Here is a 19,681-nt window from a genome sequence, read left to right on the forward strand (position 1 = left end):
GGTCATCAAGCGCCTGGGGCTCAATAACCGGAGGAAGCAGGTGCGGCCTCGGACGCTGGTGCCCGGACGCGCCCCAGTAGCGTGCGTGCCGCTTGCGCCAGCAGCGTGGCATCCACCCCTACGGCGACGAAGCGTGCGCCTCGCGCCGTGTAGCGCTGTGCCAAGGCAAGGTCGGTACTCAGTACCCCGGCCGCTTTTCCTGCAGCGTTCACCACGTCGATCGCCTGCTCGATGGCGGCGACCACCTCAGGGTGCCCCGGCTGCCCGATCAAGCCCATCGAAGCGCTCAGGTCGGCAGGCCCGAAGAACACGCCGTGCACCCCCTCCACCGCGGCGATCTGCTGCACGTTGGCCAGCGCCTCTACGGTTTCCACCTGAACCAGCAAGCACACCCGCTCGTTGGCCTGGGTCAGGTACTGCGCATCGGCGCCCCACCGTGACGACCGTGCAAGGCCGCAGCCCACACCCCGCACACCCTGCGGCGGGTAGCGCATGGCCCGCACCAGGTCGCGCGCCTGTTCGGCGTTTTCGACCATGGGCACCATCAGCGTCAGGGCACCGGTTTCCAGCACTTGCTTGATCAGTGCCGCATCCCCGTGCGGCAGGCGCACCACGGGGTGCCCGGGATAGGCTGCAAGGCTTTGCAGGGTCGCCAGAATCGTGCGCAGATCGTTAGGGCCATGCTCACCGTCGATCAACAGCCAGTCGAACCCCGCGGTAGCGCAGACTTCAGCGCTGTAGGCATCGGCCAGGGCCAGCCACAACCCGATTTGCGCCGTGTCGAGGGCCAGCGCTTCACGGAAGGAACGGGCGGTCATACGAACCTCAGCGAGATCGAACCGAGCGGGCCGTAGTCGGCATGGAAAGTGTCGCCAGGCGCACATGCGACCGGGCGCGTGAACGAGCCACCCAGGATTATCTGCCCGCTTTCAAGGCCTTCGCCATGCAGGGCAAAACGGTTGGCCAGCCACGCCACGCCATTGCCGGGGTGGTTGAGCACCGCCGCCCCCAGCCCCGACTCTTCGATGACCCCGTTCTTGAACAGCAACGCACCAGCCCAGCGCCAGTCCACCTGGTCGGGCCGCATCGGCCGGCCACCCAGGATGATCCCGGCGTTGGCTGCGTTGTCGGCGATGGTGTCGCGCACCTGGCGGGGCACCTTGCTATCGCGGTCGAACTGCTCGATTCGCGCATCGATCAGTTCAAGGGCAGGCATCACATAGTCAGTGGCGTTGAGCACATCGAGCAAGGTCACGTCAGGGCCACGCAGGGGGCGCGCAAGGATGAACGCCAGCTCGACCTCCAGGCGCGGCACGATGAACCGCGACGCCTGTACTTCAGAGCCGTCGGCCAGCAGCATGTCATCGAGCAAGGTGCCGTAGTCGGGCTCGGTGATCTGTGCCGAGATCTGCATGGCCCGTGAGGTGAGGCCGATCTTGTGGCCAATGACCTTGCGCCCCTGGGCCAGCTGCAGCGCTATCCATTCGCGTTGAATGGCATAACTGTCGTGGATCGTCATATCAGGGAAGCGTTGGGAAAACTGCCGCACCTGTTGGCGCGAAACCTGCGCTTCGTGAAGTTCGGCAGCCAACGCCCGATGAGTTGATCGCTCAAGCACTGTGGGTGTCCCCCGGCCATGAGTGGCCTGTTGTCGTTGTGGATTGAGGGGATTCTTACGGATTGACTTAGCAATAAAAAGCAATGAAAGTTGCTCTTAAATCAACCTGGGCTTGATAATCATGGCTTTCTTGCGTTTCACCCTGCGCCAACTGGAAACCTTCGTCTGCGTGGCAGAACTGCGCAGTTTCGCCGGCGCCGCAGAGCGCCTGGGCATGACGCCGCAGGCCGTAAGCCAGCTCATCGCTGAGCTGGAAAAGGTGCTGTCGTTCCGCCTGTTCGATCGCTCCACCCGCAAGGTCAGCCTCTCTGCGGCAGGCAGTGACTTTTTTGCCTCGGTGCAAACCACCATGCGCCACGCGCGCGCCTGTGAAAGTACCGCTTCCGATGTGCGCAACCGGGCTGCGGGCGTGGTCCGGATCGGGGCGCCCCTGGTGCTGGCCAGTCGCGCGCTACCTGCTGCGATAAAGGCCTATGGCCTGACCCACCCCAAGGTCGTGGTGCGCATCCGCGACCTGCCCGTGGAGATGCTGGCCGATGCCGTCGCGGCAGGTGATGTGGACTTGGCGCTGGGCCCGGATCGCCCAGTTGGCACGGATGTTCGCCGCCAGGCCATGTTCGAGAGCCGCTGGGTGTTGTTCTGCTCGCCGGACCACGCGCTGGCCAGCAGGGCCAGGGTCACCTGGCACGATCTGCATGATATTCACCTGGTGGCCTCGGGCCGGGACCACGAACGCAGCGTACTGCCCATGCACGCAAACGCACCGGAGGCGCTGCGCATCAGCCCGGTAGAAATCGTGGACAACATCACCACGGCGCTGGGCATGGCCGAACAGGGGCTGGCAGCCACACTCGCCCCCGCCTACGTGGGTTGCCTGGCCAGGCACTACGGGCTCAAGACCTGCAACGTCGAAGACCCGGAAACCTTGCGCTCGGTGTGCCTGTATCAATCCACCGTGCGCAACCTTTCGCCCGCTGCCGACGGCTTCGCCGAATTCCTGGGCCCGTGGCTGAAAGAATGGGCCAGCCAGCTCTAAAGCTGGGCGGGCACGCCGTGCTGCACCCCGCGGTGCCCCCGCAACAGCCACAACACCGCCCCAGCGGCTACCAGAATGCCAGGGGTTGCAGCCATCAGCACGGTGGCTGCGCCACTGCCAGCGGCCAGCATCTGTCCAGCCAGCAAAGGCCCGCTCATGGAGCCCAGCCGGCCGACCGCCACGGCAGCGCCAACGCCGGTGCCGCGAATGGCGGTTGGATAGAACCGGGGCACCAGGGCGTACAGCACCAACTGCCCACCAATGGAGAAAAAGCCTGCGGTGAAACCTGCGACCAGCATGCCGGTGAGGTGCGCGGAAAGCCCTAGCCCGGCGAGCGCCACGAGAATGCCGCAGTACATCAGCACTACCAGCATCGCCACATTCCACCGGTCGAGCAGCCGCCCGAGCATCAGCGCACCCAACGCCCCGCCCACGTTCAGCACGATCTGCACGGTGGCTGCGTCGACCCGGCTGAAGCCCAGCCCCCTCAGCAATGTGGGCAGCCAGTTCTGCAGGATGAACAGCACCATCAGCGTGAAAAAGAAGCCGACCCACAACAGCAGCGTGGGTCTGGCGGTGTCGCGCTGGAACAGGCCACGCCAATCGGCCTGCTGCCTCGCGCCGGCCGCTCGTTGCGCGCTGAATGCACGCGACTCAGGTAGCCACCGGTAGAGCAGCGGGATGATCAGCAATGGCCCGACACCGCCCACGATGAAGACTGTTTTCCAGCTGTCCTCGGTGCCGGTAAGGCCGATGCCGGCCGCCAGGGCGCCGCCCAGCGGCATGCCGCAGTACATCAGGCTGACGGCCGTGCCATGCAGGCGCTGTTCAACCGCTTCGGAGCACAACGCAATCAGGTTGGGCATGGCTGCGCCCAACCCCAACCCGGTCAGGAACCTGGCGCTCAGCAGGGTTTCATAGTTCCAGGCAAGGGCAGTGGCCAGCGAGAACAGGCCGAACAGGCTCACTGCGGCCATCAGCACCCGCTTGCGGCCAACCCTGTCCGCTAGCCAGCCGCCCACTAGCGCGCCAGGTAGAAGCCCGATGATGCTTGCGCTGAACACCAGGCCCAGCGCACTTGAAGAAAGGCCGAAATGGGCCGCCAGTGACGGGCCGGCGATACCGGCAGATTGAATGTCCATGCCTTCGAGCAGCGCGACTATGAAACACAGCCCGATGGTCAACATGGAGGAGCGCGCAGTGCATGTCGTCGTGCTCATGGTGTCACCTTTTTATTGCTATTGTGGGTGGTTACAGGTGCCTGGGCGTTGCAGGCAGCACCTAGAAACGAGGCAGGTCCGGGTGCGCCATTTGCCCTTCGTGGATATGCATGCCGCCAAGTTCCGCACAGCGATGCAGGGTGGGTATTGCCTTGCCGGGGTTCAGGATCGAATGCGGGTCGAACAGCGTGCGGATCTGCGCGAACACTTCCAGCTCGTGCGCACCGAACTGCCAGCACATGCCGTGTAGCTTCTCCGTACCGATACCATGCTCACCGCTTATCGAGCCGCCGGCCTCCAGCGCCAGCGCCATGATCCGGTCCGCCAGCGCCATTGCCCGCGCCTCCTCGCCCTGGTTGCGGCTGTCGTAGCGCAACACCGAATGGAGATTGCCGTCGCCGGCATGGAAACTCTGCACCACCTCGATCGCCGCCTCGGCGGCCATCTGGTTGATACGGTCCAGCACTTCACCCAGCAGCCGACGGGGTACTACGCAATCGGCCACATACACATCCCGCGCCGTTCTCAGCAACGCCGGCAGGATGTTCTTGCGCGCCGCCCACAGTTCGAGCCGCTCATGCTGCTCATCTGCCTGGCGCAACTCCAGCAGCCCATGCTGCCGGAAGATCACCTGGATCTGTTCCGTCCAGGCGGCGATCTCGGCGGCCTGGCCATCCAGTTCGCAGAGCAGCGCGCCGCCTGCGTCCGTACGCAGCTTCAGCCCCGGCGAGTAACTGTCGGCAGCGATCAAGGACGCGTTATCCATGATTTCCAGCCCGGCAGGCACAATCCCGGCCCCGATGATAGCGGTCACAGCGTTGCAGGTGTCTCTTGGCGTGGAAAAAAAGCCCAGCAAGACACGAATTTTCGACGGCACAGGTAGCAGGCGCAGGCGCGCCTCGGTAATCAGGCCCAGCAGCCCTTCCGACCCGGTCAGCAACGACAGAAAGTCAAAACCCGGGGTATCCAGCGCGGCACTGCCCAGGTCGAGCACCTGGCCTACCCCGTCGACCATTCGTACCCCCAGCAGGTTGTTCACCGTGAGCCCGTACTTGACGCAGTGCACGCCGCCTGCATTCTCCGCCACGTTACCGCCAATCGTGCAGGCGCTCTGGCTGGACGGATCGGGGGCGAAAAACAGGCCATGGGGTTGCGCGTGCTCGGAAACCGCCACGTTACGTACGCCCGGCCCGGCCAGCGCCTGCCCTGCGGCTGCCAACACGGTGACAGCGCGAAGCCGGTTGAGGCCCAGCACGACACTGCCCGACACAGGCGTTGCCCCGCCAGAAAGACTGGTGCCGGCCCCCCGTGGCGTGACGGCTATGCGATGCTGCGCACAATAGCGCAGTACCTGGCAGACCTCGTCTTCATCAGCCGGCAGTACCACCGCCATTGGCCGCTCGCACAAATGAAACAGCGCGTCGCACTCGTAAGGGACGAGCGCCGCCGGCTCATCGATCACCCAGAGATCGCCCACGATCGCCTTGAAGGCATCGACGGCACACTGGCGCGCACGGTTGTGTTCAGGCATGTGAGCATTCCTCGTCAGGTAGACGCTGCGCAAGCAACTCCAGCCAGTGGCCGACCTCGACCGGGCTGGCTTTCTGCAGGTGCAGGATGCAGCCCACGTTGGCCGACACCACCCGTGAGGGCTGGCCGGCGGCAAGGTGACCCAGCTTGCGCGTGAGCAGTTCTTCACTGCGCCCGGGCTGCAGCAGCGAATACGCGCCCGCAGAGCCGCAGCACATGTGCTCCTCTTGCACGGGTATCAATGTGTAGCCCGCCCGGCGCAGAATGGTTTCTACCTGCGCTTTGGCCCGCAGGCTGTTGCGTAAGCTGCACGGCACATGAAAGGCCAACCGCTCTTCCCCGGCTGCCAGCGGTTTCAGGGCAATGGGCCGCTCAGCCCAAAGGGCATTGAGGAACGTGCCAGGGTCTTGCACCAATGCACTGACCCGCGCCGCCTTGGGCGCGTAGGCCGGGTCATCGCGCAGCAAGTGCCCATAGTCCTTGAGCTGCGCACCACAGCCGGTAGATGAAGAAAGGATCGCTTCCGCGCCCCGCTCGATCGCGGGCCACCAGGCATCGATATTGCGCCGCATGGCCGCTTTGGCGGCGTGCGGCGCATCCAGATGCTGGCTGAGTGCCCCGCAGCAGCCACTTCCCGAAGCGTGCACCATGGCAACGCCAAACCGGTCCAGCAACAGGGACAGCGCCGCGTCATGACCCGGCGTAAACACCGGCTGCACACAACCCTGCAGGCTCAGTACATGGCGCGCGTGCCTGGGCGCGAGCCCTGTTGCCAGTGCCGGGCGGTCGGGTACCAGGGCACGCAGGCGGCCTGGCAAACAGGGCTTCAACGCCCAGCCGATACGCGCCAGGGTGCCAAGGGCAGGCCTGCAGGTCATCACCGAACGAATGGCCAAGCGCTTGGCGCGCTGCCAGAAGGGCCGCGGCTGTTGGGCGTTGATCAGTTGCTGCCCCAAGTCGATCAGGTGGCCATACTGCACACCTGACGGGCAGGCAGTCTCGCATGCCTTGCAGTGCAGGCAGTTGTCCAGGTGCCCCCGCGTGCCGGCCGTTGCCGTCCCGCCCTGAAGGGTGTCACGGATGAGGTAGATTCGGCCTCTTGGGCTATCGAGTTCGTTTTCCAGCATTTCATAGGTCGGGCAAACGGAAGCGCACAGCCCGCAATGCACGCAACTCTCGACCAAGGCCGCAGCCTGGATTGCGCTATCGCTGGCGATCAAACGTTCATGCAGGTCTACACGCATTGGGTATTCTCTTTGGCAGCGTCACGCAAGGCGCCGCGATCGAAGATCCGGCAGGGGTCGAAAATATCCGCCAGGCCATGGCTCAACTGGGTCATGCCCGCGGACAATCCGTGCCAGTCCCCGCCTGCAGGCCCACGCCAGGCCAGCGCATGCCCGCCATGGTCTTGGGCCCAGCCATGAAGGTGCTGATCGCCGCTGGGCAGCCAAGCCCAGCGCAGGCCCCCTGCCCAATCGATCGCACCCGTCGCAGGGTGCAGCGGTGCATCGGGGCGCACGCTTGCCCTCCACAGCGTTTGCCCTGGCCTTGGTCGAAAAAAACCATGCTCACGATGAACCACACTGCGCCAGAAGGCCGCCCCATCAGCCACTTCGGCATACTCACCTGCCAGGTTCGCCAAGGCGTGACGAACGCTGTAATCGCTCCCGCTGTAGCGCAGGAACAGGCGGCCACCCACGTAAGCCGATGCGGACAGCAGGCCAGGCCCCTGGCCGCCCGCCAGCATCGTGGCCAGCGCCGTTTGCGCGGTACAGGCCATGGCCACCGTCACCTCTGCCGCAGGCCGCGGCATCACGCGCAGCGTCACCTCGAGCAGCGCCCCCAGCATGCCGCGGCTGCCGCCCGCCAGGCGCGCCACGTCGAACCCGGCGACGTTCTTGACCACCCGCCCGCCAAAACGCAGGTCTCTTCCCAGGCCATCGATCAGCCGTACCCCGATCAGGTGGTCGCGCAGTGCCCCGGCATAGGGCCGCCGCGGGCCCGACCACCCCAGCGCCACCGCCCCGCCTATGCTGTTGGTCTGTTGCACCACTGGCTCGAAACCGAGCATCTGGCCGTGCTCGGCCAACACTTGCTGGAGCAGCGCGACCGGGGTGGCGCACCGAACGGTCACGACCAGGTCACTGGGGTCGTACTCAACGATGCCGGTGTGCCCCTGCAAGCAAATCACGGCCGCCTCGGTGGCCGCGTGGCTGTGGGTGCCGGCGCCGCGAATCTGCAGCGTGGTGTGGTCTGCGCGCGCCCGGGCGAAGTGCTCACGCAGCCAGGGGACGGCATCGCGTGCATCGGGTAGACGATGTTCGCCTGCGCTGGGCGTTGAACCGAAGGCTGACATGTAAGGCAATCTCGTGTTTTTTATTGTGATTCGCTGGCCAAAGCCAGGCTTTGGCAGACGTTAATGAACGCCAGCGCGCAGGTCGACTGACTTATTTTCCCCAACGCATGAGCCGTAGCTCATGTGCTTTTGGCGCTGTATCGAACGCGTCATGCCGATACAATCCAGCCACCGGCAATTGCCGCAATCGCCCCCGGACCACAATGACTGATAGTGACAACAAAGCGCTGCTGGACAGGTTCTTCCGGTCATCGCTCAGCCTCAAGCAACTGCGCATACTGGTAGCGCTTGCCGACCTTGGGCAGGTGCGCAAGGTGGCTGAAGCCATGAACGTCAGCCAGTCTGCTGTTTCCAAGCAGCTGGCAGAAATACAGGAAGGTATCGGGCACCCTGTCGTTACGCGGGTCGGCAACCGCCTGGCGCTGACACCGGTGGGGCTGGCCCTGATCAGCAGCGCCCGGGGCGTGCTCCATCATCTGGAACGGGCGCAGCATGAAATCCTTGCCCTGCGCGAGGGCAAAGGTGGGCACCTGGTGCTAGGCACTGTGTCATCGGTGTGTGCGACATTGGTGCCTGGCGCGCTCAACTACCTGTACGAGCACGCGCCCTCGGTGTCGATCAAAGTGGAAGAAAACACCGCCGACAAACTCATCCCGCAGCTGGTCGACCGTTCGATCGACATGGCGATTATCCGCATATGGCAACCGTTGGCAGTGGCGGGTGTCTCCCAGCAAACCTTGATGCATGAAGCCCTGGTCATCGTCGCCGGGCCTGACCACCCGCTCGCGCGGCAGGGCGTGGTCGACTGGGCACAGACCGTCAAGTACCCCTGGATCGTGCCTAACGCGGGTTCACCCGCACGTGAGGCACTGAAGGCGATGCTGGCCATGCATGGCTTGAGGTTGCCTGGCGGGACCATAGACTCCATTTCCATGACGCTGATCGTCTCGCTGCTGGCCCACAGCCGGCACTTGTGCTTGCTGCCCGAGCACTTCGCCAGAAAACTGCAAGCCAGAAACGAGGCGAGTATTTTGCCAGTGGATACCGCAAACCTTCTGTCTGAAGTACGGGCAGTGTGGTGCACCGCCAACACCAACCCGGCACTCAACACCCTGCTGCGTTGCCTGGCGTACGCCTCAGCGTGATTCGATGGTGTGAGGGGGCGTGCTCGCCCCTCCCTAACCGGCTCACCAGAGCGCTATCTGGTACCCCAGGATCACCCGGTTCTCGTCAAGATCGGTGGTCAAGCCATTGCCCGAGCGGAACGACACATTCCGCCAACGCAGGCTCAAATCCTTCAATGGCCCCGACTGTATGACGTAGGCGATATCCATGTCGCGCTCCCACTCATGCCCGTCCGTCACGCCGCTGGCTTCGATACTGCGCCCTTGTACGTAACGCGTCATGAAAGTAAGCCCGGGCACGCCCATGGCCGCAAAGTTGTAGGTGTAGCGCAACTGCCACGCGCGGGTGTTCTGTTTTGCAAAGGTATTGTGCGTGACCAGGTTGACCGAATAGGGGTCGGCACCTGCCAGGAACGGAAAGTTGCCGTCCCCAGACAATTTCTGCCAGCCAGCACTGAAGCCATGCCCTTGGGTATCCAGTGTGACCATGCCATTGAGGAAGTCGTTGTCGATGTCGCCCCCGATGGCCCGGCCTTCATCGAGGCTATGGAAATAACGCAGATCGGTCACAAGCTTCAGCCCAGGAGCTATTTCAGCCGTGTGATTCAGGCCCACGAAATGCTGTGCATAGGCGTCTTCCAGGCGCGCGTAGTAATAGCTCAGCGACAGGTCTTTGTTGACCGTGTAGGCCCCACCCGCGAAATCAAAGTCGCCAGCACTCAAGCCGTTGTACGCGTAGGCCATGTCCTTGTTATCGGTCGAATCGCGAAGGTTGACCCGGGTCAGTTGGCCAAGCGTCAGGCTAAGGTTGTCGAAATCCTTGGAGGTCAACATTGCTCCCGTGTAGCGCGTGGCCAACAGCCTCGTATCGTTGTACATGACCACGGGCAAGTTGGGCTGCAACGAACCTACCGACAACTGCGACTTGCCCAGGCGCATCTTCGCGGTCACGCCGGCTTCAGACCATTCGTTCTCTGCTTTGCCATCACGCCCCAGCACCAACAGGTTGGTGCTGCTACCGCGTTGGCCTGCATCGAGTTTGACGCCCATCTGCGCGATGGCATCCACGCCGAACCCCACTACTCCGTCGGTGAAGCCCGAGTTGAAGCGCAGCGTGAACCCTTGCCCCCAGTCGCGCATGGGCTCGGGGCTTCCCGAGTTGCGCAAGTCACGGTTCATGTACATGTTGCGTGCATCGATCACAGCATGGCTGTCGCTGATAAAATCGGCCCGCGCACCCTGGATGGGCAGTGAAGACGCACAGAGACAGATACTCAGTTGTGCAGTAACGCCAAGTTTTATTTTCATTCTTTTATGAGTAACAGTGCCCGCTGCTGGCAGGCGGGCTTGCCTGAGGAAGTAGCGCCCGGCCCCGTCAGCACTGCTGATCAAGCCCAGGCATCCAGCACCCTCAAGCTACCGAGGCGCTGTACGCGGCGTTAGCCGATTCCAGCAGCAGCTATCCGGTTCGGGCGGATTTGTGTGCAGGCAACAGCAGCGAGCACCTCTGCGATCGTGGCTGACCACATGCGCCAGCCAGCGGGATCACAAGCTCGGCACCTTTTTTTGACTCATTTTTCACAAGCGATGGGCGATCGTTGAGCCATCCCTACGCGTGATAGCAGTTCCCATTGGCCCGTCTAGCAGCGGGCTATCTTTTGCCCGCGATTCAGGCCAGCGCCGGCAGTAACCCGTACCAGCCCACCGTTGCTGGTGCATCAGAACTCGGTAATCACGGTCACACCCGCTGTATCGAAGCGGTCCATGTTCATCAACGCGTCGATGGACTGCGCCAGGTTGATGGTCTTGCCCACCAACTTTTCAGGGGCCAGCTTGCCCGAACCGATCATCTCCATCATGGCATCGTAGCGATGCGCTTGCATGCCATGGCTGCCGTAGATCTCCAGCTCATGGGCAATCACCTTGCTCATGGGGATCGCAGGCTGGGCGTGGTCTGCCAGCATCAGCCCGACTTGCACATGCCGGCCGCGCCGGCGCAGGTTGTTGATGGAGTTGAAGCACGTGGTCGGGTGGCCCAATGCGTCCAGCGACACATGTGCGCCGCCCCGGGTGATTTCCATCACCGCCTCCGTCACGTCCGCTACCTGACTGGCATTGATGGTGGCCACGGCGCCCAGTGCCCGCGCCAGTGCCAGCTTGTCATCCGCGATATCGATTGCAACCACGTTGGCACCGATGGCCTGGGCGATCATCACCGCCGAAAGGCCCACGCCACCGCAGCCATGCACCGCGACCCACTGGCCTGCGCCGACCCTGCCCTGGTCCACCACCGCGCGGAATGAAGTGACGAAGCGGCAACCCAGGCTGGCTGCAGTCGCATAGTCCATGGTTTCCGGCAGGGCCACCAGGTTCAGGTCAGCCTGATGGATACCCACGTATTCAGCGAAAGACCCCCAGTGGGTAAAACCGGGCTGGAACTGGGTGTGGCACACCTGCTGATTGCCACTGTGGCACTGCGCACAGGCGCCACAGCCGCCTACGAACGGAACGGTTACCCGGTCACCCACCTTCCACTGGGTCACATCGCCGCCTACGGCGGCGACCACGCCTGCCAGCTCATGGCCTGGAACGTGGGGCAGCTGTATGTCCGGATCGTGGCCTTTCCAACCATGCCAGTCGCTTCGGCACACGCCTGTGCCTTTGACTTCAATCACCACACCATGCCGCTCCGGGCTTGGATCGGCGATATTCATCAAGCGCGGTGGCTGAGAAAAGGCTTCGTAGACGACAGCTTTCATGACGTTTACCCCTGCTGAAAACGGTTGGATGAGTCGTGCTTCCGGCAGCGCCCGAGCAGCGCTTTTCGGCGGCTATCAGTATGAAGAAAACGGCTGAAATTACCTTTCAGAGTTCGGTTGACATGGGTGCGCAAGTGAAATAAACCTTCAAAAAGCTCATTGATTCTGAAGGATTGGCGCATGGCCGACGCACTGGACAAAGTAGACATTGCAATAGCGGACAGGCTGCAACGTGACGGCAGGCTGTCGAACGTCAAGCTGGCCGAGCAGTTGTGCCTGAGTGAGGCATCATGCTGGAGGAAACAGAAGCGGCTGGAGGCGAGCGGCGTGATAGAGGGCTACCAGGCCATACTCAACCGCAAGAAGCTGGGTTTGGGGGTGATGGCGTTCGTGCAGATTTCCTGCACCGACCACAGCGAAGAGGCGACCGCGAAGTTCGAAAAGATCATCGCGGCGGCTCCGCAGGTGCTGAGCTGCCACAACACCACGGGCGAAGCCGACTTCCTGCTTCAAGTTGTCGCCCGGGACCTGGACAGCTATAGCCGCTTCATCGACAAGGTGCTGCGCAAGTTGCCCGGCGTGGCGAGTATCAGGTCCAACCTGTCGTTGCGCGAGATGAAAACGACCAACCAGTTCCCCGTGGCCGAACTCCTGAGCCTTTGATCAGGCCCTTGGGGTACTGGACGGCAACTCGCCGAAGCGCCGGCGGTACTGCTCGCTGAAACGGCCAAGGTGGTTGAACCCCCAGGCTTCGGCAACCTCGGACACCAGCCGGTCCGAGCCGCTGCACAGCAACTCATTGCGCGCAGCATCCAGGCGCAGCGCCTTGACGTACTGCATGGGAGACTGCTGAAGCGCGCGCTGAAAGCCTTCGCTCAAGGAGCGCACGCTGACCCCCGCTGCGCTGGCAATGTCTGTCAGCTTGATATCGTCGCGCAGGTGCTCACGGATATACCCCTCGGCACGCTTCACATGCCGGGGCATCAAAGGTTGCGGGCCGAACCCGGCGCCGTGATCGGCGTGTAGCGCATGCATGAGGGTGAACAGCGCACTTTGCTGCAGAAACTCCAGCGTGCGAGCATCGGGCGTAGGCTCTGGGCCGATCATGTACGTCATCAACAGGTTGAGAAAGCCGATCCAGCGCATCTGCGCCGTACCGCCGGCTTGCAACATCGCATCGAATCGCAGTGGCCTGGCCGGCATGCAGCCGTGGAAATCCACGCAAGCCGCCTCGATCAGCGCCAGGGGGAATTGCACATGCAAACGCCAGCTGTCGGCACTGAATGCCTTGTTGATACGGTCTTCCAGTGAATCGATCATCACCAGCCCGCCCCCGCCGGAGTAAACCCCTTTTGGCGTGTGGATGGTCGCGCTGCCTTGTAGCTGGGTGCTGACCAGCAAAAACGAGGTGGGCGTCTGGTCGAGCATGACCGGCACGCCAAAGCGCAAACTGGCCACCTGCAATTCACCGACAGCGCGGCGCTGCAACTGCATGGCAAGCGCACCATCGCGGTTGTCCACGGCGAGCCGGTTCGCGCTGTAATTGGCTGCAAGCACGTCCGACGCCTGCCGCGCATCGCAAGCCTCGACCTGGTCTGCGGTAAAGCTCAACGCGGCTTGTGTATAGGTACGCAGCAACGAAACCGCATGGGCAACGCCGTTGCAAGAGGCCATGGTTGTCACAGCGCGCCACTCTTATTGTTGTTGTGAGTGCTCACGTTGTAAGCAATCAGCCGGTGGGAGTCAATGCCGGCCATCGCGAGACCCGCCTACAGCGCTGCGGTGACGCGCCCCTTTGGCTACCTTGCTGACGGCTGTTCAATCCTCGCGAATATGCCGCTCCTGGCGTTCCTGACGCTCTTTCGCTTCGATGCACAGCGTGGCTGTCGGGCGCAGCAGCAAGCGCCTGAGACCAATGGGTTCGCCAGTGTCCTTGCACCAACCGTACTCACCCCGGGCAATGCGCTCCAAAGCCTCGTCGATCTTGTCCAGCAGCTTTTTCTCCCGCTCCAGCAAGCGCAGTTGCCAGTGCCGTTGCTCTTCCACGGTGCCCAGGTCGGAGGGGTCGCTGCTGGGTTCGAACTGCTGCATCAACTCGAACTCACGGGAAATTCGCGCTTGCAGCTCAGTCCGCTGTACCAGCAGCAGATCACGGAAAAAGGCCAGCTGTGCAGCGTCCATATAGGCCGCTTCTGGCATGCGGAGCAATTGGTCTTCGGTCATTGCAGTCGTTCTCGCGTGGAGGGTTGCGTTTCAGCGCCGCTGGCCATTGAACGCCAGCGGTAAGCCTTGGCAGTGCGCGTTCAAGCTGTGCTCATGCCAGGCCAACTGGCCGGACACGATCGTGGTCGTCACCCGATGGCGCAGGCAGTGGTGCTGCAAAGGTGTCCACTGGCAGTGGGCAAGGACCGGGTCGAGGCCAACCGGCCTGGGTGCGTCGAGGCGTTCGACCAGGGCCAGGTCAGCCCAGTAGCCTTCGCGCAGGTAGCCACGTGCCTCTATCGCGAACAGGTCGGCGACCGCATGGCTGGTTTTACGCACCAGCTGGGTGATCGGCAGCAGCCCCTGCTCGACCAGCTCGAACAGCGCTGGCAGTGCATGCTGCACCAACGGCAACCCGGAAGGTGCCAAGCCGTAAGGCTGTTGTTTTTCTGCCAGCGTATGGGGGGCATGATCGGTGCCGATCACATCGATGCGGTCCTCCAGCAAGGCCTGGCGCAGCGCGTCGCGGTCGGCAGTGGTCTTGATCGCCGGGTTGCACTTGATGAGATTGCCCAGGCTTGCATAGTCGCGGTCATCGAACAGCAGGTGGTGGACGCACACCTCAGCGGTGATCAGCTTGTGGGCCGACGGGCCAGGCTCGAACAGCCGCAACTCCCTGGCAGTGGTCAGGTGCAGCACATGCAGACGGGTAGCGAAACGGTTTGCCAGTTCAACCGCCAGGCTGGACGAGCGCCAGCAAGCGTCTGCATCGCGTATCAGCGGGTGCATCGCTGGCGTGATGCCTGCGCCGAACTGCGCACGGTAGCGGGCTTCGTTGGCTATGATCGAAGGGGTATGCTCGCAATGCGCCAGCAACACCGTCGGTACACAGGCAAAAAGCCGCTCGAGCACCCTGGGGTCATCAACCAGCATGTCGCCGGTGGAGGCCCCCATGAATACCTTCACCCCGGCAATTTGCCGGGGATCCAGGCGGGCAACGGTCTCCAGGTTGTCCTTGCTCACCCCAAAATGGAAACCGTAGTTGGCAACCGATGAGCTGGCAGCGCGGGCCTTCTTGTCGTCAAGGGCCGCCAGCGTCAAGGTGGCCGGCCTGGTGTTGGGCATGTCCATGAAACTGGTGATACCACCGGCCACGGCAGCACGTGACTCACTGGCCATGCAGCCTTTGTGCGTGGCGCCGGGTTCGCGAAAGTGCACTTGGTCGTCGATCATGCCAGGCACCAGCCAGCGGCCTTGGGCATCGATCTCCACAGGGGCATTCATGCCCTCGATGCTGGCCGCGATCTTGTCAATTCGGCCGCGGGCAATGAAGACATCGGCCTCGAACACCTTGCCCTCGTTCACCAGGCGGGCATTTCTGATCAGGATACGGCTCATGAACGCGCGTCCCCGTGGCTGACACTGGCTGGCTGCTTGAACCGGAACGGCATGACCCATCACTCATTGCTAAAATGTTATGTTATAACACTGTATACCAGTGGGTATTTCTCCGTCACTCTCTTCTTGAATTACAGGTAATCCGCATGCGCGCTTCTCACACTTCTGCCGCCGAACCCTACGCCGACACTGAACTGGCCTGCCTGGCGGGGGCCAAGGCTGCGCTCTACCGCTGGGCGGCGACGGTCGCCACGCGTGACGTCGACCAGGTGCTGGCGCTTTATGCACCAGATGCGATCCTGGTGCCGACCCTGTCGAACCAGGTACGGGACTGCGACGACAGCCGTCGCAACTACTTCGACAACTTCCTGGCCAATGATGGGCTGGTGTGTGACATCCAGGTATTCAAGAAACGGGTAAGCCGCAAGCTCGGCACCGTGGTGGTCGGTGGGCTCTATACGTTCGTCTATCGCCAAGCAGGCGTTCAGCGGGTGGTGCCTGCGCGCTTCCTGTTCACCTTTGAACGGATCGACGACCAGTGGCTGATCACCGGGCACCACTCGTCGATCGAGGCCTGAGGGTGGGGCCAGCAGGCGGCCGAGGTTCGCATCCGCCGCGAGCACGAGGTGCAGCTACCGCCGAGGGTGCCTCGGTGGGCCTTACACCTGCCGCAGCACTGCGTGTATTTCAGCCACGATCTGGCAGCTGGCCTGCTCGACCGTGCCTTCATTGCGGCACAGCACCCAGCCCTGTTCGGCAACCGCACGTTCGAACGCTTCGGTGCAGGCTACCTGTTCATCCAGGGTGTGGATGACGGTACTGCGCAGCCCGCGGGTGCGCGCAGCCGCCCGGGCCCAGGAGGTTTCGGCGGCGGTGACCACGCCCACGTGCAGGTCCGGCACCTGCACGCCGCGCTCAAGGTTCAACTGCAGGATCTGCGCAAACGGCACGCTGCGGCGGAAGGCTGCGTCCGACGGGTACCAGCGATCGATCAGGATGATGCTGCCGGCCGGTTGCCGGGGCAGCACGTTTCGGGAAATCCAGGCACGGCTGTCGGCAAAGCGTTGGCAAACCTCATGCTCCAGCGCCTGGCAAGGGTTGCGGGCAAGCCTGTTGACCAAGGCCATGGTATCGCCGCGGTAGGGATCGTTGTTTCTCTCGCACAGGCGGACCACCTTGTGCCCGCCCAGCCTGAGGGCTTGCGTAACGGCCTCCAGCAAGGTGGTCTTGCCGGTGCCTTTAGGGCCATCGAGAGAAACAAACAGCGGACGGTTCATCGTTCAAAACCCATAAGCGCAAGCGCGGGATGAGAGCATTGATCCCACCCCGCTTCAAGCGCTTGCGCTCAAGGAGTACATTTGTACCCCGCCCGGGGCAGGCGGCCCATTCGCTGCCGCGCGGGTGCCGCCCCCGTCAGACCTGCGCCTGGCCCCCATCGACGAACAACTCGGCGCCGTTGACGAAACTGGCATCGTCACTGGCCAGGAACACTGCCGCGTTGGCTATTTCCACCGGTTCGCCAACCCGGCCCAGCGGCACCTGGGCGGCCAGGTAATCGAGCAGGCCCTGCTGTTGCTGGGCGTCCGGGCCAGCCAGCTCCACCAGGCCGGGCGTACGGGTGGCACCAGGGCTGAGCGTATTGACCCGTACCCCGCGGTCCTTCAGGTCGAGGATCCAGCTGCGGGCCAGCGCGCGCACGGCGGCCTTGGAAGCGGAGTACACACTGAAGGCCGCCGTACCCGAGCTGCCCGCGGTCGAGCCGGCCAGAATGATCGAGGCGTTGTGCGACAGCAGCGGCAATGCCTTTTGCACCGTGAACAACACGCCCTTCACATTGCGGTCGAAGGTGTCGTCGTAGTGCGCCTCGGTGATTTCGCCCAGTGGCAGCATGCTGCCGCCGCCTGCATTGGCGAACAGCACGTCGAGGCGCCCATGCTGCTGGCCGATCCGGCCATAGAGCTGGTCCAGCTGATCCAGGTGGGTGGAATCGACTGCCACCCCTGTCGCGTTGCCAATCAGCACTACCGCCTTGTCCAGCTCTGCCTGGCGCCGCCCGGTGATGTAGACGTGTGCGCCCTCCTCGGCGAAGCGTTTGGCGGTGGCCAGGCCGATGCCGGTGGTGCCGCCAGTGACCAGTGCGATCTTGCCTTCGAGTTTTTTGCTCATGGTGTTTCTCCCGTCAGTGTAGGTGAGTGACTGTGGGGAGAAGCGTATCGACCTGCAGGTAATTTCAAAATAGAATCATTTGAAAGTCATCATTGCAGAATTGAAATGGCAAGAATTCCGGATTTCGAAGGCCTGGCGATGTTCGCCAAAGTCGCAGAAGAAGGTTCCTACGCTGCGGCGTCCAGGGCCATGGGCGTGTCGGTGCCGACTGTTTCCCGGGCCGTGGCCCGCCTGGAGGAGCGCCTGGGCGGGCGCCTGTTCAACCGCACCTCACGCCAGCTGTCGCTGACCGAGTTTGGCCAGCGCATGGTGGACCAGGCCAGCGCGCTGTATCGCCAAGCCGAAGAGATGGAAAGCCAGGCCCTGGAACGGTCGGTTGAACCGCGCGGGCTGGTACGCCTGGCGGTTCCCATGTCGTTCGGCCTGCGCTGGGTGGCACCGCTGTTGCCAGAATTGCTGGCACGTTACCCCGGCCTGGAGCTGGACCTGCATTTGTCCGACTCTACCGTAGACCTGGTGGCCGACGGCTTCGACGCAGCGTTGCGCATTGCCGCCCTGCCCGACTCTTCACTGGTGGCGCGGCATATCTGCGCAGTGACCCAGTACCTGGTGGCGGCACCCGGGTACCTTGCCAGGCATGGCCACCCTGCGCACCCGCGCGACCTGGCCGAGCATGCGTGCATGAGCTACGCCTACCGCGCCCGCAGCCAGGTGTGGCGTTTTACCCACGCCGATGGCACGCAACAGGATGTAACACCGCGAGGACCGCTGCGGGTCACCAACTCGGATGCACTGGTGGCGCCGTTGCTGGCGGGTGTCGCGCTTGCCGAACTGCCAGAGTTCATTGCGGCGCACTACCTGGCCGATGGCCGCCTGGAACGGGTATTGCCGGCATGGCGCATGACCCAGGGCGGCCTGTATTTCGTCACCCCTTCGGCGCGGAGTCGGCCACGCAAGGTACAGGCATTGGCCGATTTCTTTGTCGAGCGGTTGTCTGCCGCCGCCTGGCGGAACCCTCGGGCTGAGGGCTGAGCGCAGCTACCTGCGGGTGAAATGATTGGGGCCACCCTGCAGGCAGCCCCAAAGCGTCAGCTGGAGACTCAGGGCCGCATTGCGCTGGCCCTTTCACGGCGCCAGGACGCGCCCACCAAGGTGGGCTGCCCAGGCTCAGACCGCCAGCGCGCGCTCACGCAGCTCGCTGTTGAGGATGCGGTCGTTTTCGCTGTAGTCGACCGGGCAGTCGATCACGTGCACGCCCGGGGTCTTGATGCAGTGCTCCAGCAGCGGCAGCAGGCCGTCGGCGCTTTCCACGCGGTGGCCATTGGCGCCGTAGGCTTCGGCATACTTGACGAAGTCCGGGTTGCCGTAGTCCAGGCCGAAATCGGTGAAGCCCATGTTGGCCTGCTTCCAGCGGATCATGCCGTAGCCATCGTCACGCAGGATCACCACGGTGATGTGCATGCCCAGACGCACGGCGGTTTCCAGCTCCTGGCTGTTCATCATGAAGCCGCCGTCACCGCACACCGAAATCACCGGGCGATCCGGGTAGACCAGGTGTGCAGCCATGGCCGATGGCAAGCCGGCGCCCATGGTCGCCAGGGCGTTGTCCAGCAGCACGGTGTTCGGCTTGTGCGCCTTGTAGTTACGGGCGAACCAGATCTTGTAGATGCCGTTGTCCAGGGCCACGATGCCTTCGGACGGCAGCACGCGACGAATGTCGGCCACCAGGCGCTGTGGGTAGACCGGGAAGCGGTCGTCGTCGGCGCCTTCGGCGATCTGCGCTTCGTTGGCTTCACGAATTGCCATGAGGCGGGTGAAGTCCCAGTGCGAAGTGTCGCCCAGGCCTTCAGCGATCTGCCACACGGCGTTGGCGATGTCGCCGATCACTTCAACCTGCGGGAAGTACACGGCATCGACTTCGGCGGAGCGGAAGTTGATATGGATGACTTCGGTGCCGCCACGCACCATGAAGAACGGCGGCTTCTCGATCACATCGTGGCCGATGTTGACGATCAGGTCCGCCGCTTCGATCGCACGGTGCACGAAATCGCCGGACGACAGCGCAGCGTTACCCAGGAAGCGCGGGCTACGCTCGTCAACCACACCCTTGCCCAGCTGGGTGGTGACGAATGGGATACCGGTATTATCGACCAGTTGCTTGAGGACCTTGGCGGTCATCTTGCGGTTGGCGCCGGCACCGATCACCAGGATAGGGCTACGTGCGGTGCGCAATTTCTCGATGGCAGCTTCAATAGCCACGTGCTCGGCCAGC

19 protein-coding genes are annotated in these 19,681 nt (G+C 63.3%); 5 read left to right on the forward strand and 14 right to left on the reverse strand.

The annotated features are described in order from the left end of the window. Window positions 1-20 precede the first annotated feature (20 nt). Window positions 21-818, reverse strand: coding sequence for an aldolase/citrate lyase family protein (locus APH30_RS02115; RefSeq protein WP_054911583.1), 798 nt, complete (start codon window positions 816-818; stop codon window positions 21-23). Further along, the gene (hpaH, locus tag APH30_RS02120; protein ID WP_054911584.1) at window positions 815-1,618 is read right to left on the reverse strand and encodes a 2-oxo-hept-4-ene-1,7-dioate hydratase; all 804 of its coding nucleotides are present in this window, start codon (window positions 1,616-1,618) and stop codon (window positions 815-817) included. Before hpaH ends, APH30_RS02115 begins: the two co-directional genes overlap by 4 nt. 121 nt (window positions 1,619-1,739) lie before the next feature. On the opposite strand from hpaH, the gene APH30_RS02125 reads away from it, so the two are divergent. Further along, the gene (locus APH30_RS02125; protein WP_054911585.1) at window positions 1,740-2,654 is read left to right on the forward strand and encodes a LysR family transcriptional regulator; all 915 of its coding nucleotides are present in this window, start codon (window positions 1,740-1,742) and stop codon (window positions 2,652-2,654) included. Here APH30_RS02125 and mhpT read toward each other — a convergent pair. The 4 genes from mhpT to glcE all read right to left on the reverse strand — a co-directional run bounded on the left by mhpT (window position 2,651) and on the right by glcE (window position 7,760). Continuing rightward, window positions 2,651-3,874 (reverse strand): 3-(3-hydroxy-phenyl)propionate transporter MhpT, encoded by a 1,224-nt coding sequence (gene mhpT, locus APH30_RS02130; protein ID WP_082416101.1) that lies wholly within the window; start codon window positions 3,872-3,874, stop codon window positions 2,651-2,653. The two genes, APH30_RS02125 and mhpT, sit on opposite strands and share 4 nt — an antisense overlap. 61 nt (window positions 3,875-3,935) lie before the next feature. After that, window positions 3,936-5,405, reverse strand: a complete 1,470-nt coding sequence (locus APH30_RS02135; RefSeq protein ID WP_054911587.1) for an FAD-linked oxidase C-terminal domain-containing protein — start codon at window positions 5,403-5,405, stop codon at window positions 3,936-3,938. Continuing rightward, the gene (gene glcF / locus APH30_RS02140; protein ID WP_054911588.1) at window positions 5,398-6,648 is read right to left on the reverse strand and encodes a glycolate oxidase subunit GlcF; all 1,251 of its coding nucleotides are present in this window, start codon (window positions 6,646-6,648) and stop codon (window positions 5,398-5,400) included. Before glcF ends, APH30_RS02135 begins: the two co-directional genes overlap by 8 nt. Beyond that, complete coding sequence (glcE, locus tag APH30_RS02145; protein WP_054911589.1) at window positions 6,639-7,760, reverse strand: glycolate oxidase subunit GlcE; 1,122 nt, start codon at window positions 7,758-7,760, stop codon at window positions 6,639-6,641. The genes glcF and glcE overlap by 10 nt, the downstream gene beginning before the upstream one ends. Window positions 7,761-7,963: 203 nt before the next feature. Between glcE and APH30_RS02150 the strand changes: the two genes are divergently transcribed. Further along, complete coding sequence (locus APH30_RS02150; protein ID WP_054911590.1) at window positions 7,964-8,905, forward strand: LysR family transcriptional regulator; 942 nt, start codon at window positions 7,964-7,966, stop codon at window positions 8,903-8,905. A 42-nt stretch (window positions 8,906-8,947) separates the two neighbouring features. Here APH30_RS02150 and APH30_RS02155 read toward each other — a convergent pair whose 3' ends face one another. Next, window positions 8,948-10,192: an OprD family porin gene (locus APH30_RS02155; RefSeq protein ID WP_054911591.1), complete on the reverse strand. Its 1,245-nt coding sequence runs from the start codon at window positions 10,190-10,192 to the stop codon at window positions 8,948-8,950. Window positions 10,193-10,602: 410 nt separating this feature from the next. Beyond that, a complete protein-coding gene (locus APH30_RS02160; RefSeq protein WP_054911592.1) occupies window positions 10,603-11,643 on the reverse strand; it encodes a zinc-dependent alcohol dehydrogenase family protein in 1,041 nt (346 codons plus the stop codon). A 180-nt stretch (window positions 11,644-11,823) separates the two neighbouring features. Between APH30_RS02160 and APH30_RS02165 the strand changes: the two genes are divergently transcribed. Next, the gene (locus APH30_RS02165) at window positions 11,824-12,306 is read left to right on the forward strand and encodes an Lrp/AsnC family transcriptional regulator (RefSeq protein WP_009684825.1); all 483 of its coding nucleotides are present in this window, start codon (window positions 11,824-11,826) and stop codon (window positions 12,304-12,306) included. Here APH30_RS02165 and APH30_RS02170 read toward each other — a convergent pair whose 3' ends face one another. The 3 genes from APH30_RS02170 to APH30_RS02180 all read right to left on the reverse strand — a co-directional run bounded on the left by APH30_RS02170 (window position 12,307) and on the right by APH30_RS02180 (window position 15,243). Beyond that, a complete protein-coding gene (locus tag APH30_RS02170; RefSeq protein WP_054911593.1) occupies window positions 12,307-13,317 on the reverse strand; it encodes an AraC family transcriptional regulator in 1,011 nt (336 codons plus the stop codon). 144 nt (window positions 13,318-13,461) lie between these two features. Further along, complete coding sequence (dksA, locus tag APH30_RS02175) at window positions 13,462-13,866, reverse strand: RNA polymerase-binding protein DksA (protein WP_009684822.1); 405 nt, start codon at window positions 13,864-13,866, stop codon at window positions 13,462-13,464. 30 nt (window positions 13,867-13,896) lie between these two features. Next, window positions 13,897-15,243, reverse strand: coding sequence for a dihydroorotase (locus tag APH30_RS02180; RefSeq protein ID WP_054906192.1), 1,347 nt, complete (start codon window positions 15,241-15,243; stop codon window positions 13,897-13,899). A 146-nt stretch (window positions 15,244-15,389) separates the two neighbouring features. Here APH30_RS02180 and APH30_RS02185 point away from each other — a divergent pair, with 146 nt between their 5' ends. Then, window positions 15,390-15,821 (forward strand): DUF4440 domain-containing protein, encoded by a 432-nt coding sequence (locus APH30_RS02185; protein WP_009684820.1) that lies wholly within the window; start codon window positions 15,390-15,392, stop codon window positions 15,819-15,821. An 81-nt stretch (window positions 15,822-15,902) separates the two neighbouring features. Here the strand turns inward: APH30_RS02185 and APH30_RS02190 are convergent, their stop codons facing one another. Next, on the reverse strand, window positions 15,903-16,520 hold the full coding sequence (locus APH30_RS02190) for a dTMP kinase (RefSeq protein ID WP_054911594.1): 618 nt from the start codon (window positions 16,518-16,520) through the stop codon (window positions 15,903-15,905). 136 nt (window positions 16,521-16,656) lie between these two features. Beyond that, window positions 16,657-17,409 (reverse strand): SDR family NAD(P)-dependent oxidoreductase, encoded by a 753-nt coding sequence (locus APH30_RS02195; protein WP_054911595.1) that lies wholly within the window; start codon window positions 17,407-17,409, stop codon window positions 16,657-16,659. Window positions 17,410-17,514: 105 nt separating this feature from the next. On the opposite strand from APH30_RS02195, the gene APH30_RS02200 reads away from it, so the two are divergent. Further along, complete coding sequence (locus tag APH30_RS02200) at window positions 17,515-18,441, forward strand: LysR family transcriptional regulator (RefSeq protein WP_054911596.1); 927 nt, start codon at window positions 17,515-17,517, stop codon at window positions 18,439-18,441. Between the two features lie 135 nt (window positions 18,442-18,576). On the opposite strand, the gene APH30_RS02205 is transcribed toward APH30_RS02200, so the two are convergent. Continuing rightward, the coding region (locus APH30_RS02205) for an acetolactate synthase large subunit (RefSeq protein ID WP_054911597.1) at window positions 18,577-19,681 on the reverse strand (1,105 nt) is incomplete at its 5' end.

This window comes from Pseudomonas sp. NBRC 111127 (assembly GCF_001320345.1).
GTDB classification, from domain to species: Bacteria; Pseudomonadota; Gammaproteobacteria; order Pseudomonadales; family Pseudomonadaceae; genus Aquipseudomonas; species Aquipseudomonas juntendi.